This is a genomic window from Saccharothrix sp., from assembly GCF_031180885.1.
GTDB lineage: Bacteria > Actinomycetota > Actinomycetes > Mycobacteriales > Pseudonocardiaceae > Actinosynnema.
Genome location: NZ_JAPSLK010000005.1, coordinates 14305 through 29869, shown reverse-complemented (window position 1 = coordinate 29869; position 15565 = coordinate 14305). Strand labels below are relative to the sequence as shown.

Below are 15565 nucleotides of genomic sequence, written 5' to 3'. Positions count from 1 at the left end.
CTGCGTCCCGACCGTCACCGTCCGCCACACTGACCCGGTGCTGGTGCTGTCGGTGGTGGTCGGTTCGCGTGCCTACGGGCTCGCCACCTCGTCGTCCGATGTGGACAGGCGGGGCGTGTTCGTCGCGCCCACTCGGGACTTCTGGCGCTTCGACAAACCGCCCACGAGCTACGAGGGGCCGCGCGCGGAAGAGCTGAACTGGGAGGTGGAGCGGTTCTGCGCGCTGGCGCTGAAGTCCAACCCCACGGTCCTGGAGGTCTTCGCCTCGCCGCACGTCGAGCACGCCACCGACGTCGGCCGTGAACTGCGCGACCTGCTGCCGCACGTGCTGTCCCGCCGTGCGGTCGAGAGCTTCGAACGCGCCACCACCGCGCAGTTCGCGCGTGCGGTGGACCGTCTGAAGTGGAAGCAGGTCATGCACGTCGTCCGCCAGTTGTTGGTGTGCCGGGATTTGGTGCGCACGGGCGTGCTCTCGCTCGACGTCGGCCCTTACCGCGAGCGGCTGTTGGCGATCCGGCGCGGCGAGGTCCCGATGGCCGACGTCGAGCGCCAGGTTTCGCAGTTGCGCGAGGAGATCGCCAGTGCCCGGAGTCCGCTGCCGGCCGAACCCGACCGGGAGGCGGTCGAAGCGTGGCTGGTGTCGGTGCGGGAGAGGGGGTTGGCGTGAGCTACGAGGTGCCGGACCTGGCGGACGTGGTCGCCGAGCAGCCCAAGCCGCTGCTGTTCGTGACCGTGTCCGGCGCGCACCTGTACGGGTTCCCGTCCCGCGACTCCGACGTCGACCTGCGCGGCGTGCACGTGCTGCCGGTGGAGGAGGTCGTCGGGTTGCGGCACGGGCCGGAGACGCTGGAGCGCATGTGGGTGCGGGGCGGCGTCGAGCTGGACCTGGTCACCCACGACGTGCTCAAGTTCTGCCGACTCCTGTTGCGCCCCAACGGTTACGTGCTCGAACAGCTGCTGTCGCCGCTGGTCGAGCACACCACGCCCGCGCACCGGCGGTTGTGCGGGATCGCGCCGCGCTGCCTGACGAGGTGGCACGCCCGGCACTACCGGGGCTTCGCGCGCAACCAGTGGCGGCTGTTCGAGAAGAGCGGCGAACTCAAGCCACTGCTCTACACGTTCCGCGCGCTGCTCACCGGCGTCCACTTGATGCGCACCGGCGAGGTCCTGGCGAACCTGCCCCAGCTCACCGAGACCCAGGGCGGTCCCGGTTACCTGGCCGACCTGGTCGAGGCCAAGGCGCTGGGCGAGCACCGGCTGCTGGAGGGCGTCCCGGGACGTCCGGACCCGGCGCGGATCGCCGCGGACGTCGAGCACTGGCACGCGGTTCTGGAAGAGGCGCACGAACGCACCGCGCTCCCCTCCGCCCCCACCGCCGAGCCGGAGTTGGACGACCTCGTCCTGGACCTCCGCCTGGGTCGCTGACCTGCTGTTCCCGCACCGGATGCAACCCGGTGCGGGTCCCGGGCGTCCTGTCGGTAGGTTGGGCCAAACCGGCAAGTGATTCGCTTGGGGGATACCGGTGTCGAAACGAGCGCAGCTCAGCGCTGCCGTCCTGGCGTGCGCGCTGGTCGCGACCGCGTGCACGTCGAGCGGCCCGGAGGCCGTCACACCCGACCTCGCGCCGCGCGGCACGACCATGACCACGGCCAAGCCGACCAGGCAGGACCTGTCGAACAAGGTCAGCCTGACCGGCAAGGTCGCCATGAACCCGCTGTACGGCCTCACCGCGCCGACCGCGGGCCAGATCCGGTACTTGGAGGTGGCCCAGTCGACGGCCACCCCGACCAAGCCGACCCGCGTGGCCACGGTGTGGACGGACGGCAAGCCCAACCACGTGGAGGTGCCGGCCGGTTCGACCTTCGGCGGCCGCCTGGTGGACGACAAGGCCACGGTCACCGCCGGAATGCCGGTGGCATCGGCGAAGTACGCGGGGTACGGCATCGTCGCGGACATCAACGGCGAGCAGGCCTACCAGATCGCCGACGCGGTGAGCGGCACCATCCAGGCCCAGATTAAGAACGGCCCGGGTCCGTTCCCGTGCACCCTCCTGGGCACCATCGCCGCCCTCCCCGCCGGCACCGTCCCCGCCCCACCGCCTCCCGCCGCCCCGGAAACCGAAACCCCGGAAACCACCGGCCGCCCGGCCCCGCCGCCCCAGCAACCCGGCGGCACCCAGTCGGAGCCGACCGGCTTGCGCCTGGTGTGCACCGCCCCTGACGACGTGAAGCTGATCAACGGCGCGTCCGCCACCCTGGAGGTCGTCACCGCCAGCGCCCAGAACGCCCTGGTGGTGCCGGTCGAGGCGGTAGCCGGCGGCCAGGGCAAGGGCAAGGTCGACGTGATCGGTGCGGACGGTGCGCGGACCACGAAGGACGTGGTCCTGGGCCTGACCGACGGCAAGGTCGTCGAGATCAAGGAAGGCCTGACCGGCGACGAGACCCTGGCGGTCCCGGGCCCCGACCTCCCACCCGCACAGGGGGAGCAAGGCCAGCCCGGCCGGCCCGAGGGCGGCTCGAAGTGACCGATTCCGTCGTACCCGGCCGGCAGAATGACCCCCGGGGGCACGCCGACCCGAATGTCGTACCCCCGTGGGACAATGGAGACGGGGGCCGGAGGCCACCCAACGCGCCAACCCCGGCCGCGTCTTCCCAGGTCACAACGCCAGTCCCACTGCCGCCCGTCGCCGCGGTCCCGGCTGCGACCGCGCCCCCGTCAAGCCCCGCCGCGAACCCGGCCATCCCGCCATTCGCCGCGACCCCGGCCACGCCACCCTTCACCACCACCTCGGCCGGCTCGCCCTACACCGCCCCGACCTTCGGCGCGCCGCTCATCCAGCTCACCGGCGTGACGAAAACCCTCAAAGGCCAACAAGAGCCGCGCACCATCCTGGCCGGCGTCGACCTCACCGTCCGCAGTGGAGAGTCGATCGCCATCCTCGGCCGCTCCGGCTCCGGCAAGTCCACCCTCCTCAGCGTCATCGGCCTCTTCGACCGCCCCGACGCCGGCCGGTACCTCCTCAACGACCGCGACATCACCAAACTCCCCGAGCGCAAAGCCGCCGCCCTGCGCAGCGCCGAGTTCGGGTTCGTCTTCCAGCGCTTCTTCCTCCTCAAACACCTCACCGCCGCCCAGAACGTCGCCATGGCGCTGGTCAACGGCCAAGGCTGGCTCCCCCGCCGCAAGCGCAAAGCCAAGGTGATGGCCGCCCTCGACCGCGTCGGCATCGCCCACCTGGCCAAGCACAAACCGCCCCGGCTCTCCGGCGGCGAACAGCAGCGGGTCGCGATCGCCCGCGCCCTCGTCCGGGAACCCCGCGTCCTCCTCGCCGACGAACCGACCGGCGCCCTCGACACCGAGACCGGCAACCTCGTCGTCGAAGTCCTGCGCGCCACCACGGACCAGGGCTGCGGCCTCGTGCTGGTCACGCACGACCGCGACCACGCCGCCAAGATGAGCCGCGTCCTCCGCTTGGCCGACGGCATCCTCAACCCCGCCAACGAAAGCCAGGCAAACGAGCGGGTGGTCGCGTGATCCGGCTGTCCGGGCGGCTGCGGTCGTCGTTGATCATCGGCGGGCAGGGCATCCGGGCCCGCAAGCTGCGCACGTTCCTGTCCATGATCAGCCTGTTCATGGGCGTGCTCGCCGTGGTCGCCGTGCAAGCGGGCGCGGAGATCGCCAACCGGGCCTTGCTCGCCGACGTCGAGCTGAACTCCGGCAAGGACGGCACCCGCCAGATGTACATGCCGCCCACCGTCGACGTCGACACCGTTCTGGACGTCGTGCGCGGTCGGTCCGACGCGGTCGCCATCACCAGCACGCAGGCGATCATCGGCGAACCCGGCGTCAAACCGGTCAATGAGGGCGGCGGTCCGATCGACGAGCCCCGGAGCTTCGGCCCGCGCATGACGTGCGACCAGAACGGCTGCCGCGAACTGAGCGATGGCAACAAGGGCGCCCCCAGCGGCCAGGCGATCGAGCTGCAACTGGTCGGCCTCACCGGCGACGTCCGCGCGTTCCGGCCCTTCCACACCACCGCCGGCCAGTGGCTCGACTTCGGCGGCGACCCGTCCCTCGCACCCCGCCTGGTCCTCAACACCAAGGCCGCCGAAGCGTTCCAGCGCTACCAGGTGCCCGCCGAGATGCGCATCAACGGCGCCAAGGCCAACGCCACCCCGCGCTTCATCGGCGTGGTCGAGGACGGCAGCTACGTCCCCGCCGCCTACGTCCGCTCCGACGAACTGGCCAACTGGCTGCCCTCCAGCGGCCTGAGCGACGACCGCAACGGTCCCGGCCTCCAGATCATGATGTCCCCGACCGCCTACGAGGTGGAGCACACGCTGCGCGCCCGGCTGGTCGCGGGCGGCACGCCGGCCGATCAGATCCACGTCAACACGGTCAACACGCTCGAACGCATGTCCACCGAGCTGAAGCTGATGCGCCTGATCTTCCTCGGCATGGCGGCACTGGTCCTGCTGATCGGTGTCGCGGGCATCCTCAACGTCGGCCTGGCGACGGTGGGCGAACGCGTGGAGGAGTTCGCGCTGCGCCGAGCAGTGGGCACCCCCCGGCTCCTGCTGGCGGGCATCGTGCTGGCCGAAACCCTCCTGACCGGCTTGCTCACCGCAGCAGCGGCGATCGGTGCCGCGGTGGTCGGCTTGCGGGTGGCCTCCTCCATGTTCGGGTCGAGGTTCCCGTCGTTGGAGGGCGTGGCCTTCCCGTGGCAGGCCGGCGTGGCCGGGGTCGTGGCGGGCCTGGTCGCCGGCGTGCTGGGTGGCCTGGTGCCCGCGCTGCGGGCGGCGCGGATCCCGATCTCCACGGTGATGCGGGCGTAGCGAAAACCGGTTGAACCGCCGTGCCAGGCTTGGTCGCGTGTGGGAACGCGTGACGATCGGCAAGTCCGGCGCGGCGGTCAGCCGCTACAACGGTGTCTACCGCAAGGTCTCCGAGGTGGACGACCTGGTGGCCGAGGGCGAACGGCTGCGCTGGCTGCGCGCCCGGGGCATCCCGGCGGCGGAGGTCCTGGAGTGCGAACCCGGCCTGCTGGTGACCGCCGAGGTCCCGGGCCGGTCGGCCGCCGAGTTGTGGCCCGACACCGACCGCATCGTGGACGCCCTGGCGGACCTGACCCGCGCCCTGCACGCCCTGCCCGTCGCGGACTGCCCGTTCGACCGGACCCTGGCCGTGACGATCCCGGAGGCCCTGGCCGCCTCCCCGGACCTGGACGACCTCGACGCCGAACGCGCCGGGTGGACCCGTGACCAACTGGTCGCCGAACTGCTCGCCACCCGACCGGTCGACGAGGAGCTGGTGGTGTGCCACGGAGACCTGTGCGTGCCGAACGTCCTGTTCGACCCGGAGACCGGCGACGTCACGGGCGTGATCGACGCGGGCCGCCTGGGCGTGGCGGACCGCTGGCTGGACCTGGGCATCGCCACCAGGTCCCTGACCGACGAGCGGAACCCCCAGTACGGCGAGGCGTCGGCGAAACGGTTCCTCAACCGCTACGGGGTCGAGGAAAACCCGGCCAAAACGACCTTCTACCGCCTGCTCGACGAGTTCTTCTAAGTCCTCGCTCGCCACCGCCCCCTGCCCGATAGCCGAACCGATCCGCTTGACGGTCCCCGACCGCACGTCCCCGCCGCGAAGACCCCCGGCAACGACGTCTCGGTCAACAACGGCGCCCGGTCATGATCATGTGCCGACCGGGACCCGCGGGGAAGTTCACTCGACCGGGTAGTGCGCTCGCCCGGTGGTCAGCCGATCCGGAAGCCGAGCGTGAGCGCGATCGCCACGGCCTGCTCGGGCTCGATCCGCGCCCCGGTGAGCGTGGCCGACGTGATGTCGATGCCGGACAGGTCGGAGCCGCGCAGGTCCGCCCCGGTGAAGTCCGCGCCGTGCACCCACGCGTCGGACAGGTCCACCTCGGTGAACGCCGCCCCCGCGCACTTCGCGCCGGTCAGGTCCACGTCGTTCATCCGCAGCCCAGTGAACGAGGCCCGCCGCAGGTCCGCCCCGGGCAGCCCGACGAACGACCAGTCCCCGCCGCTGACCCGCAGCACGTCGAAGCTTCCGCCGTCGAACATGCTGCCGACCAGCTTGCAGTCGGTGAAGGTGGCGTCGAAGAACTCGCACCGGACGAACGTGCAGTTGAGGAACGCGGCCTCGGTGTGCGTGGACGCGTTGAACTCCACGCCCCGGAACACGCACTCGCGGAACGTCGACCCCCGGTTGAGCAGGTCCGCCATGTCCACGTCCACGAACAGCGTCCGCTCGTAGGTCGCGCCGACGACCTCGTTCACCGTCCAGTCCCGGTCGAGGACGGTCGTGTCGGTGGGCGGGGTCGGGGTGCCTCGTCTGCGTTCGGCCACGTCAGAACTATCCCAAGTCTTCCGCGCCACCGTGGACCCGACCCGCGCCACGACCGACGCTGTCAAGCCCGAAAAGACCTTCCTGCACGGCGAGTCCCGGGGCGGCAAACGTGGCCGCGAAGACCATCGAGGTCCACCCGCGGTCCTACGACGCCGCCCTGCTCACCAACGGCGTCCTCGCCGGCGGGTCACGCGGCTACGACTACCGCGTGGACCTGCGTGTCGTCTACCAGTCCTACTGCGGCAACCACCCGCGCCCACCGAGCCGCAATACCCGCTCCGGATGGGCCTGCGCGCCGACTCGACCCTGACCAGCAGCGGCGTGGCCGGGGCCTGTCCCGCCCACGGCCCGACCTGCTTCTTCGACCCCGACTACCGACCGGGTTCCTACGCGTCGAAGGTCAACGTCCGCCCGCACGGCCACCTCGGTCATGCCGACGACGATCCGCCGTTGCCCTTGTCGCCGAGCACCCGCAGGTACGGGGATCGACGTCGAGACCGGCGAAGTACTCCTGGCCCACGGTGTGCTCGCGGGCGGTCCGCACGGTCGCGCGCACGCCGTGGTCGGGCAGGGCAGGGTTACCGGCCAACAGCAGTTCGGACGGCATGCGCCAGAAGCGGACCCGGCTGTCGCCCTGGTTGTTGCGGTCCTGCACGACCTGGCGGGCGGCGTCGGGCAGGGTGCCGGAGCCGTGGGCGCCGGATCCTATGTTGACCTTGACCGGAGATCGGAATCCGGTTGTCCCACCACGATCCGGTCCCACACCGCGCGGTGGGCGATCATGTGGTCGGCGTCACGCAGGTAGAGGTCGGCGTGGCCTTCTTCGATGTGGCGGGCGAAGTTCGGGTCACCGTTGGCGGCGGCGGTGCGCATGAAGTCAACCAGCGCAAGCAGTCGCGGGACCAACGCATCCACGACGTCCAGCCGTTCACCGCGGGTGCGCCCGTACGCGTCAAGGAAAACCCTAGCTCGCCGCGCCTGTTCCACAACCTCAAACGAGTCCAAAGTGGACAGCGGAACGAACCGGTACACCGCATAAGCCAGATCCCATGCCCTGGGACCCGGATGGGCGGTGTCGAAGTCGAACACGCCCGTGGTCTCGTCGTCCCGGAACACGCAGTTGTAGGGCGCGAAATCGCCGTGGCACACCACTTCCACCGGTTCGACCACCGGTAACTGCCACTGCCGCGCGGTCTTGTCGGGCAGGGGAGCGGTGGCGTCGTGCATCCGCCGCAACAGCTTCGCCGCGCTCACCAGCGCCCGGTCCGGTCCCCGGTACGCCGACGTCCCCGCCTCGCCGGGCAGGAAGTCCAGCACCTCCCGGCCTTCCTCGTCCACGCCGCGCCACCGCGGCACGCCGCGCACCTGCGCCGCGGCGAGCCCGGCCAGCAGCCACTGCACCGCCTCGCTCCACGCGCGCACCGGCCGGCGCACGGTGCGGCCGATCCGCACGACCGTGGTCGTGCCGCCGGACAGGATCTCGCCGTCCACCCGCCCGACGCTAACCGATGCCCGCCGTCCGGCGAACCGAATTTGCCGCGTGCCAGGCCCACCCCCGGGGCGGTCGGGCCGAGCAGCGCGTACAGGTTCTCGAACGGCCCGACCTGCGACAGGAGCCCTTGTGGCAGCGGGAAAGCGTCCGAACCGGGGATCGGCCACGCGGCCAGGAGCACCACGACGACCACGGCCCGGCGGCCCAGCAGCACCACCAGGGGCACGCACCAGACCCAGTGGTGGCGCCATGACACCGGCGAGATCAGCAGCGCCGTCAGGGCGACCGCGAGCACCTCGGCCGCCACCATTGGCCCCCGCACGGTCAGCCGCGCCGACCACCACATCGCGCCCGCCACCGCGGCGGTCGTCAGCCCGTCCATCACCAGCCGCGCGACCTCCATCGGCGCCGGCGCGAACCCGGCGAACAGCACGGCGCTGAACGGCGTGTCGGTGAACGGCTGCCCGTTGAACCGCGCGGTGTAGAGGCCGACGCCGTCGAGCACGGCCCGGCCGCCCTGGCGGTAGATGTCCAGGTCGTACATGAACCAGCGTTCCAACGGCGACACGTGCGCCTGCACCACGTACAGCGCAACGGAAATGCCGACGGCGGCGACCACGGCGACCGGCGCCCGCGAGCGGGTGAGGGTGGTCGGCGCGGGACGTCGTTGCAGCACCGAGTGCTCCTTACTCATTTCACTAGTCGGTTAGTGAAAGCCGGCCATGCGTGTACGCGTGCCGAAGCGCACGTGCACGGGGAAGTCAGACCGCGGCCGGGACCCGGATCTCGCGGCGGAAACGCTTGCGCAGCCACCACAGCGCGCCCACCAGGCACAGCACGCCGGCGGCGGTGAAGAGGGTGGCGTCGATCGCCTGGAACCACCAGAACCGGTCACCGGGCTGGACGAGGTCGGCGGCGGACCGGTAGCCCAGCCGCTCCATGCACGGCCCCGGGTCCCCGCCACTCGCGGAGCCGAGGCAGGAGTAGTAGGCGTCCTGCCCGGTCCGGTTGGAGAGGAAACGTCCCGACAGGTCGAGGTCGGCGACGACGTGGGAGGACAGCACCACGGTCACCCCGGTCTCCTCGACCGCGAGCATGATCGAGCGGATGGCGTCCTGCGGGCGACCGGGTCCATCTCGGCCGGCGGTTCGTCGAGCGGCAGGACGTCCGGACGGCGGGCGAGGGCGAGGACCAGCGCCACGTGGGCGCGTTGGCCGCCGGAGAGCCGGCCGGTCTGGCGCCCAGCGGCAGGCGTGCCCGGTCGACCAGGTCGACGGCGTAGGCGTGGTCCCAACGCGGGTTGGTGCGCTTGCCGAACTCCAGCATCTCAGCGACCGTGAGCGCCCGGTACAGCGGCTTCTCCTGCGCGACGAACCCGACTTCGCCGCGGACTTCCAGCACGCCCTCGGTGGGGCGCGCCAGTCCGGCGGCGACCTTGAGCAACGTCGACTTGCCCGCACCGTTCGCACCGACCAGGGCTGTCACGTCCCGGCCGGCAGCTCGAACGAGCAGTCGCGCAACGCCCGGACGCGCCGATAGCGCAACCCGAGGCCGCGCGCACGCACGGCAACACTCATCCCAGATCCCCCATCACTATCCCTAGGCCATGCCGGTTCGCACGCGACCGGGCCTGCACATCCCGCCGGCCCTGTCGCGGCGTTGGCCGTCAGGGCCGGAACCGCTGGTCCAAGGTCGCCCGGAACAACGCCTCGACGTCCTCCCGGCCCATGCCCATCTCCCGCGCCCGGTCGAGCCACTCCAACAGGTCGCCGCGCAGGGGCGAGTCCTCGGCCACGCCCGGCGTGACCAGCGAGCGGCGCACGAACGTGCCGAGTCCGGGTCGTGGCTCGACCAGACCTTCGCGTTCCAGCTCCCGGTACGCCTTGAGCACCGTGTTCGGGTTGATCGCGGTCTGCTCGACCACCTCGCGGGCGGTGGGCAGGCGGTCGCCGGGGCCGAGCAGCCCCAACCGCAGCGCGTGCTTCACCTGGTGCACGAGCTGGAGGTAGGTGGCCACCCCGGACTTCCGGTCGATCCGGAACTCGATCACCCGAAACCTTTCACTATCTCACTAGTGAAACCGCTCTTACGGAGCCCGGGTCGATCTGTCAAACCACGTGTGGGACTGGTCAACCACTCACAGTGGTCAGGTGTAGTGCCGAATCCCCAGCGACAACGTCCGCGCCCACGGAGCGTCCACATGCGACGCATCGACCGCCACCACCAGGTGGCACAACATCCCCCGCGCGAAGAACACCTGCACCGACTCCTCGTCCGCGCCGGAAACCCCGCGCACGTACTCGACTGTTCGTGCATACCCCCGCTGCACGACTTCGCGGACGGAGGGCTCGGAGATCGCGGCGCACTGGGCGTGCATCTGGACGAGGAGGAGGGCGTTCTCGTGCGCGATCAGCTTGGCGTAGGCGTCGGCCATCGCGAACAGGATGGCGTCCGGTGACGTTCCCGTGGCGGCGGCGACCCCGTCCGCCAGGCTCTCCTTGATGCGGGCGAAGCACCGTTCGACGACGGCCAGGAAGAGGGTTTCCTTGTCGGGGAAGAGGCGGTAGACGTAGGCCTGCGAGATGCCGGCGGCCTTGGCGACTTCACCGGTCGTCGTGCCGTAGTACCCCTTGGCGCCGAAGGTCGCCAAGGCGGTCCGCAAGACGGTCTCACGACGCTCGTCAGCAGTGGAAAGCCGACGCTCCGCAACACCCATGGAGACTAACCAATCACTCACACTCGCCCACTGTCAACTCACCCTTGCGCCACCCACCCCTCCCACTCCTTCGCCTCACACCACACCCGCCGCCGGCCCACCCCGAGCCGGCCCACCCCGAGCCGGCCCACCCCGAGCCGGCCCACCCCGAGCCGGGCCGCGCCGGGTCGCGCTGCGCCAAGCCGGGTCGCGCCAAGCCGGGTCACGCCGAACCGAGCCACACCGGGCCGGGCCGAGTTGCGCCGCGCCGGGCAGTGCCGGGCTGCGCGCAGCGTGCCGGGCGAGCCGGGTTGCGGCTGTCGTTTAGCAGGGCTAGCCAGGTGGCCGGGCTGCTGCGCCGGCTCGCCCCACCGCCGTCGCCGGCCCAACCGCATCGGGCCGCGCGAGCCAGACGGCGCAGGTTGGTGCCGCCAGGGGTCGCGGTGATCACACGGGGTCCCTAGGGTTGCGGACCATGTGGCGTCGTTGGGTGCCGGGTGCACTGCTGGCCGTCGTGATCGCCTCCTGCGGCTCGTCCGAACAACCGTTCGCGGCCACCACCAAGTCGGAAGCCCCGACAACCACGACCACCACCACAACAACCCCCACGACGTCGAAACCCAAGCCCCGCCCCGAGTCCATGGCCAACCCGGCCGGCACCGCCGTCATCCCGCCCGAAGCCCAACCGGAGGACACCTCCACCCCCACCACCGTCGTCGGCACCGGCACCGCCAACAGCTGCACCCCCGAAGCCCTCACCACCGCCGTCGCCCAAGGCGGCGTGATCACCTTCGACTGCGGCCCGGACCACGTCACGATCGTCCTCGACGACACCATCAGCATCCGCAACGACAAAGACGTCGTCCTCGACGGCGGCGGACTGGTCACCCTCAGCGGCGGGGGAGAGCGGCGGATCATCTACCTCAACGCCTGCGACCGCGCACTCGGCGCGGGCGCGCGCTGCCAGGAGCAGACCCGCCCTCGGCTCACCCTCCAGAACCTCACCCTGGCCGACGGCGACGCCACCGGTGAAACCGAAGAAGGCGGCGGAGCGGTGTACGCGCGCGGCGGCAGTCTCAAAGTCGTCAACTCCCGCTTCCTGCGCAACCGGTGCGACGAGAACGGGCAAGACCTCGGCGGCGCGGCGATCCGGGCGTTCGGCCAAAAAGAACCGGTCTACGTCGTCGGCAGCACCTTCCAGAACGGCGAGTGCGCCAACGGCGGCGCGCTCAGCGGCCTCGGCACCTCCTGGGTCGTCCTCAACAGCGTCCTCAAGAACAACAAGGCCATCGGCCGCGGCGCCAACCCCGCCCGGGACGGCGAACCCGGCGGCGGCAGCGGCGGGGCGATCTACGCCGACGGCAACGAGTTCACCGTCAAGATCGCGGGCACCCTCATCGAGGACAACCACGCGAACGAAGGTGGCGGCGCGATCTTCTTCGTGAGCAACGACCGCAGCGGCACGATGGTCGTGGACGGTTCGACGTTGCGCCGCAACCCCAGCGACGGCTTCGAGACACCGGGCCTGAAGGGGATCTTCTTCCTCGGCGCCACCGAAGTGACCATCACCGGCTCCACCATCGAGTAACACCGCCGAAACACCTGGAACGCCGGAAGAACTCCCGTCGATCGTCGGATTGTGAGCGAGGCTTCCGGCTGCGCATGATGAGCCGGCCGGCGTCAACCGGTGCACAACACCCTGCTGACACACCACTCGACGCTCGGCCGACCCTGCACCGCACCACCCTCGGCCGGGCGCGGGAAGGATCGACTGTGCGCTACACAGCGAAGAAGGCGCTTGCCCTGGCCGCGGGCATCGCCGCCACCCTGGCCGCGCTCGGCGGCCAAGCCCACTCCGCCCCGATGCCGCCGGACCCGGGCGGCGTCACCCCGCAGGTCGTCGGCGGCACGCAGGCCGCCAAGGGCGAGTTCCCGTGGATGGTCCGCCTGTCCATGGGCTGCGGCGGCGCCATGTACACCGAGCAGCTCGTGCTCACCGCCGCCCACTGCGTGAGCCGCACCGGCGAGAACACCAGCATCACCGCCACCTACGGCGTCGCGGACCTCCAGGACACCTCGGCGATCAAGCGGACCTCCAGCTACGTCCACCGCGCGCCCACCTACGGCACCTCCACCGGCGGCGACTGGGCGCTGATCAAGCTGTCCAGCCCGATCTCCGGCGCCGCCCTGCTGCCGATCGCCACCACCGCCGCCTACAACAACGGCGTGTTCGACGTGGCCGGCTGGGGCGCCACCCGCGAGGGCGGCAGCCAGTCGCGGTACCTGATGAAGGCCAAGGTGGACTTCATCGACGACACCACGTGCAAGAACTCCGACCCGTACTACAGCGACCTGATCTTCGCCGCCGAGATCTGCGCGGGCGACCTGGCCAACGGCGGCGTCGACACCTGCCAGGGCGACTCCGGCGGCCCGATGTTCCGCCGCGACAGCGCCGGCCAGTGGATCCAGGTCGGCATCGTCAGCCACGGCAACGGTTGCGCCCGCCCCAGCAACCCCGGTGTCTACACCGAGGTGAGCACCTTCGCGTCGGCCATCAAGGCGGCGGCGGACAGCCTCGGCGGCGGCACCCCCAACCCGCCCGGCAAGACCTTCGAGAACGCCGCCGACGTGGCGATCCCGGACGCCGGCGCGGCGGTCTACAGCAACATCACGACCTCCGGCCTGACCGGCAACGCCCCGTCCACGCTGAAGGTCACCGTCGACATCAAGCACTCCTGGAGCGGCGACCTGGTGATCGACCTCGTCGCGCCGGACGGCTCCACCTACCGGCTGAAGAACTCCAGCAGCTCCAGCACGCCCAACGTGAACACCACCTACACGGTCAACGCGTCCAGCGAGGTCGCGAACGGCACGTGGCGGCTGAAGGTCCAGGACGTCTACAGCCAGGACACCGGCTACATCGACGTCTGGAAGCTCACCTTCTGATCTGCAGGCCCGGCACCAAGCGACGGGACCCGCTGCGAGGGTGGGTCCCGTCGGCGTCTCCCGTGAAGACCTTCAGCGGGTGATCGCGGCCGGCATCAAGCCCTTGATCTCGGCCGCGATGTCCGCCACGTCCAGCGGCGGGTCGTGGGCCTGCCACTCGCGGAGCAGGCCGGTCACCGCGCCCACCAACGCGATCGCGGTCAGGTGGAAGTCGCGTTGCGGCGCAAAGCCTTGTGCCGCAGCGTTTTCCGCCTCGGACTCGATGAAGTCCGCCCACCGCGCCACCCACTCCTGGTGCTGCCGCTCCAGTTCCGCGTTCACCCCCACCGCCTCCACATAGGCCAGTCGGGGCACGCGCGGGTCCGCTGTCACCGTCGACACGAACGCGTCGAGCAACGTCGAGATCCGCGTCGCCGCATCCGCCGAATCCAGCTCGGCCAGGGCGGCGGTCACGCGTTCCAGCGCCAGTGCGTTGATCCGGTCGTGCAGGAGCAGCAGCAGCCGCTCCTTGTTCTCGAACTCCTCGTAGAAGTTGCGCGTCGACACGCCCGCCGCCGCGCACAGCGCCGCGACCTTGGTCTGCGCGAACCCCCGCGCGGTGAACAGGTCCAAGGCAGCAAGCAGCAGGCGTTCGCGCCGCTGCCGCCGCCGCTCGTCCGAGCTGATCCCCGCGTACGGCCGGGCCACGGGCGACTCCTCGAAAGTGGTAACAGGGATTGTCAGATTAGCGCGTTCGGCACCTACATTGCGGAAACAGTGGTTACTACAATCCCCTGCGGAGGCGACGATGCCGATCCGACTCCTGGTCACCCTGCTGACCGCACTCCTCCTGGTCACCCCCACTGCCCACGCCGACGAACGGCCGCCGGAGCCGTCCCAGGACGCCTTCTACACCCCACCCAGCCCCCTGCCCGGCAAGGCCCGGTGACGTCCTGCGCAGCCGCCAAGTCGCCTGGCACCCCCGAACCGTTCCGCGTGTTCCCGGCCCGGTCTCGACCCGCCAACTCCTCCACCGCTCCACCTCCGCGACCGGCGCGCCCAACGCCGTCTCCGGCACCCTCCTCGTCCCGCCGATCCCGTGGCCGGACGGACCCCGCCCGCTGATCGCCTACGCCATGGGCACCCAGGGCCTGGCCGACCGCTGCGCCCCCTCCTACCGGATGCGCGTCGGCACGGAGGTCGAGATCGCGTTCCTCGTCCAGGCCATGCTCAAGGGCTGGGCCGTCGTCGTCACAGACTACGAAGGCCTCGGCACGCCCGGCACCCACACCTGCGCGGTCGGCCGGTCCGAGGGGCGCGCCCTGCTCGACGCGGCCCGCGCCGCGCAGACCCTCCTCGGCCGGCCGAACACCCCGGTCGGCGCGTTCGGCTACTCGCAGGGCGGCCAGGCGGCGGCGTTCGCGGCCGAACTCCAGCCTTCCTACGCGCCGGACGTGCGGTTGGTCCGCGTCGCCGAGGGCGGGGTGCCGGCGGACATGAACGAGGTCGCCGAGTTCAACGACGGCGGCCTGGGCTCCGGGCTGGTCGTCGGCGCGGCCGTGGGCTACGCGACCGCCTACCCGGAACTCCCCTTGCCGCTCAACGCCCGCGGCCAGGAGGTGACCCGGCAGGTCGCGGACGGTGCGTGGCGGAGATGGCGCTGCTCGCGCCGTTCACCCGGATCGACAGCCTGACCACCGTGCCGGGCGTGATCCGCGACCCGCGCCGGCAGGCCCGACTCGCCCAGAACCGCCTCGGCACGGTCCGCCCGGACGTCCCGGTCTACCTCTACCACGGCACGGTCGACGAGCTGATCCCGTACCGCACGGCCACCGGCCTGCGCGACCGGTGCTGCGCGCTGGGCGCCGACCTCCAGTGGACCTCGCTGCCGCTGGCCGGCCACGTCGTCGCGGTCGGCGTCGGCGGCACCAACGCGCTCAACTGGCTGGGTGACCGGTTCGCCGGACAGCCCACCCGGCCGTCCTGCTGACCCCTTCCAAAAGTTGTCAGGCAGGTGACAAGAGCAATTTCGAAAACAGTGCGGAAGTGACAAACGAGCTTTAGTCCGCTGGCCCATCCGG

General features: G+C 71.0%; 20 protein-coding genes and 2 pseudogenes. 13 read left to right on the top strand and 9 right to left on the bottom strand.

Translation table 11 applies throughout. The annotated features are described in order from the left end of the window. The first annotated feature begins 37 nt into the window (after positions 1 to 37). The 6 genes from RIN75_RS09730 (at position 38) to RIN75_RS09705 (ending at position 5568) form a co-directional block, all read left to right on the top strand. Positions 38 to 667, top strand: coding sequence for a DNA polymerase beta superfamily protein (locus RIN75_RS09730; protein WP_309111497.1), 630 nt, complete (start codon positions 38 to 40; stop codon positions 665 to 667). Next, positions 664 to 1425: a DNA polymerase beta superfamily protein gene (locus RIN75_RS09725; RefSeq protein ID WP_309111496.1), complete on the top strand. Its 762-nt coding sequence runs from the start codon at positions 664 to 666 to the stop codon at positions 1423 to 1425. Before RIN75_RS09730 ends, RIN75_RS09725 begins: the two co-directional genes overlap by 4 nt. A gap of 97 nt (positions 1426 to 1522) precedes the next feature. Continuing rightward, positions 1523 to 2524 carry an efflux RND transporter periplasmic adaptor subunit gene (locus RIN75_RS09720; RefSeq protein WP_309111495.1) on the top strand — a complete coding sequence of 334 codons (1002 nt, stop codon included), beginning with the start codon at positions 1523 to 1525 and terminating at the stop codon, positions 2522 to 2524. 323 nt (positions 2525 to 2847) lie between these two features. Then, complete coding sequence (locus RIN75_RS09715) at positions 2848 to 3534, top strand: ABC transporter ATP-binding protein (protein WP_309111494.1); 687 nt, start codon at positions 2848 to 2850, stop codon at positions 3532 to 3534. Then, a complete protein-coding gene (locus tag RIN75_RS09710; RefSeq protein ID WP_309111493.1) occupies positions 3531 to 4835 on the top strand; it encodes an ABC transporter permease in 1305 nt (434 codons plus the stop codon). The genes RIN75_RS09715 and RIN75_RS09710 overlap by 4 nt, the downstream gene beginning before the upstream one ends. Positions 4836 to 4845: 10 nt before the next feature. Next, entirely contained in the window at positions 4846 to 5568 is a 723-nt protein-coding gene (locus tag RIN75_RS09705; protein ID WP_375295932.1) for an APH(3') family aminoglycoside O-phosphotransferase, read from the top strand. Positions 5569 to 5756: 188 nt separating this feature from the next. On the opposite strand, the gene RIN75_RS09700 is transcribed toward RIN75_RS09705, so the two are convergent. Next, positions 5757 to 6371, bottom strand: a complete 615-nt coding sequence (locus RIN75_RS09700; protein WP_309111491.1) for a pentapeptide repeat-containing protein — start codon at positions 6369 to 6371, stop codon at positions 5757 to 5759. A gap of 110 nt (positions 6372 to 6481) precedes the next feature. Between RIN75_RS09700 and RIN75_RS09695 the strand changes: the two genes are divergently transcribed. Further along, positions 6482 to 6682 carry a hypothetical protein gene (locus RIN75_RS09695; protein WP_309111490.1) on the top strand — a complete coding sequence of 67 codons (201 nt, stop codon included), beginning with the start codon at positions 6482 to 6484 and terminating at the stop codon, positions 6680 to 6682. Between the two features lie 395 nt (positions 6683 to 7077). Here the strand turns inward: RIN75_RS09695 and RIN75_RS09690 are convergent, their stop codons facing one another. From RIN75_RS09690 to RIN75_RS09665, 7 genes and pseudogenes are all read right to left on the bottom strand, one after another. Beyond that, positions 7078 to 7710: a phosphotransferase gene (locus RIN75_RS09690; protein WP_309111489.1), complete on the bottom strand. Its 633-nt coding sequence runs from the start codon at positions 7708 to 7710 to the stop codon at positions 7078 to 7080. After that, positions 7623 to 8540 carry a hypothetical protein gene (locus tag RIN75_RS09685; protein WP_309111488.1) on the bottom strand — a complete coding sequence of 306 codons (918 nt, stop codon included), beginning with the start codon at positions 8538 to 8540 and terminating at the stop codon, positions 7623 to 7625. The genes RIN75_RS09690 and RIN75_RS09685 overlap by 88 nt, the downstream gene beginning before the upstream one ends. Positions 8541 to 8625: 85 nt before the next feature. Then, entirely contained in the window at positions 8626 to 8961 is a 336-nt protein-coding gene (locus RIN75_RS09680) for a hypothetical protein (protein WP_309111487.1), read from the bottom strand. Next, the gene (locus tag RIN75_RS09675) at positions 8934 to 9065 is read right to left on the bottom strand and encodes a hypothetical protein (RefSeq protein WP_309111486.1); all 132 of its coding nucleotides are present in this window, start codon (positions 9063 to 9065) and stop codon (positions 8934 to 8936) included. Before RIN75_RS09675 ends, RIN75_RS09680 begins: the two co-directional genes overlap by 28 nt. A 155-nt stretch (positions 9066 to 9220) precedes the next feature. Further along, a pseudogene (locus tag RIN75_RS44020) lies at positions 9221 to 9349 on the bottom strand (ATP-binding cassette domain-containing protein); the annotation flags it as partial. 181 nt (positions 9350 to 9530) lie between these two features. Continuing rightward, on the bottom strand, positions 9531 to 9914 hold the full coding sequence (locus RIN75_RS09670) for a GntR family transcriptional regulator (RefSeq protein WP_309111485.1): 384 nt from the start codon (positions 9912 to 9914) through the stop codon (positions 9531 to 9533). A gap of 96 nt (positions 9915 to 10010) precedes the next feature. Further along, a complete protein-coding gene (locus RIN75_RS09665) occupies positions 10011 to 10526 on the bottom strand; it encodes a TetR/AcrR family transcriptional regulator (protein WP_309111484.1) in 516 nt (171 codons plus the stop codon). A 508-nt stretch (positions 10527 to 11034) separates the two neighbouring features. On the opposite strand from RIN75_RS09665, the gene RIN75_RS09660 reads away from it, so the two are divergent. The 3 genes and pseudogenes from RIN75_RS09660 (at position 11035) to RIN75_RS09650 (ending at position 13505) form a co-directional block, all read left to right on the top strand. Beyond that, on the top strand, positions 11035 to 12147 hold the full coding sequence (locus tag RIN75_RS09660) for a hypothetical protein (protein WP_309111483.1): 1113 nt from the start codon (positions 11035 to 11037) through the stop codon (positions 12145 to 12147). A gap of 185 nt (positions 12148 to 12332) precedes the next feature. Next, positions 12333 to 13136: pseudogene (locus RIN75_RS09655) on the top strand (trypsin-like serine protease); the annotation flags it as partial. Between the two features lie 51 nt (positions 13137 to 13187). Continuing rightward, the gene (locus tag RIN75_RS09650) at positions 13188 to 13505 is read left to right on the top strand and encodes a proprotein convertase P-domain-containing protein (RefSeq protein ID WP_309111716.1); all 318 of its coding nucleotides are present in this window, start codon (positions 13188 to 13190) and stop codon (positions 13503 to 13505) included. Positions 13506 to 13577: 72 nt separating this feature from the next. On the opposite strand, the gene RIN75_RS09645 is transcribed toward RIN75_RS09650, so the two are convergent. Beyond that, entirely contained in the window at positions 13578 to 14192 is a 615-nt protein-coding gene (locus tag RIN75_RS09645) for a TetR/AcrR family transcriptional regulator (RefSeq protein ID WP_309111482.1), read from the bottom strand. A 100-nt stretch (positions 14193 to 14292) separates the two neighbouring features. Here RIN75_RS09645 and RIN75_RS09640 point away from each other — a divergent pair, with 100 nt between their 5' ends. The 3 genes from RIN75_RS09640 (at position 14293) to RIN75_RS09630 (ending at position 15474) form a co-directional block, all read left to right on the top strand. Continuing rightward, positions 14293 to 14433: a hypothetical protein gene (locus tag RIN75_RS09640; protein WP_309111481.1), complete on the top strand. Its 141-nt coding sequence runs from the start codon at positions 14293 to 14295 to the stop codon at positions 14431 to 14433. 187 nt (positions 14434 to 14620) lie between these two features. Continuing rightward, entirely contained in the window at positions 14621 to 15178 is a 558-nt protein-coding gene (locus tag RIN75_RS09635; RefSeq protein WP_309111480.1) for a lipase family protein, read from the top strand. Next, on the top strand, positions 15139 to 15474 hold the full coding sequence (locus RIN75_RS09630; protein WP_309111715.1) for a lipase family protein: 336 nt from the start codon (positions 15139 to 15141) through the stop codon (positions 15472 to 15474). The genes RIN75_RS09635 and RIN75_RS09630 overlap by 40 nt, the downstream gene beginning before the upstream one ends. Positions 15475 to 15565 lie beyond the last annotated feature (91 nt).

Coding starts and splice junctions, on each gene's coding strand:
- RIN75_RS09635 (WP_309111480.1), top strand. CDS start 14,621: ATGGGCACCCAGGGCCTGGCCGACCGCTGCGCCCCCTCCTACCGGATG.
- RIN75_RS09680 (WP_309111487.1), bottom strand. CDS start 8,961: ATGCTCGCGGTCGAGGAGACCGGGGTGACCGTGGTGCTGTCCTCCCAC.
- RIN75_RS09630 (WP_309111715.1), top strand. CDS start 15,139: ATGGCGCTGCTCGCGCCGTTCACCCGGATCGACAGCCTGACCACCGTG.
- RIN75_RS09640 (WP_309111481.1), top strand. CDS start 14,293: ATGCCGATCCGACTCCTGGTCACCCTGCTGACCGCACTCCTCCTGGTC.
- RIN75_RS09660 (WP_309111483.1), top strand. CDS start 11,035: ATGTGGCGTCGTTGGGTGCCGGGTGCACTGCTGGCCGTCGTGATCGCC.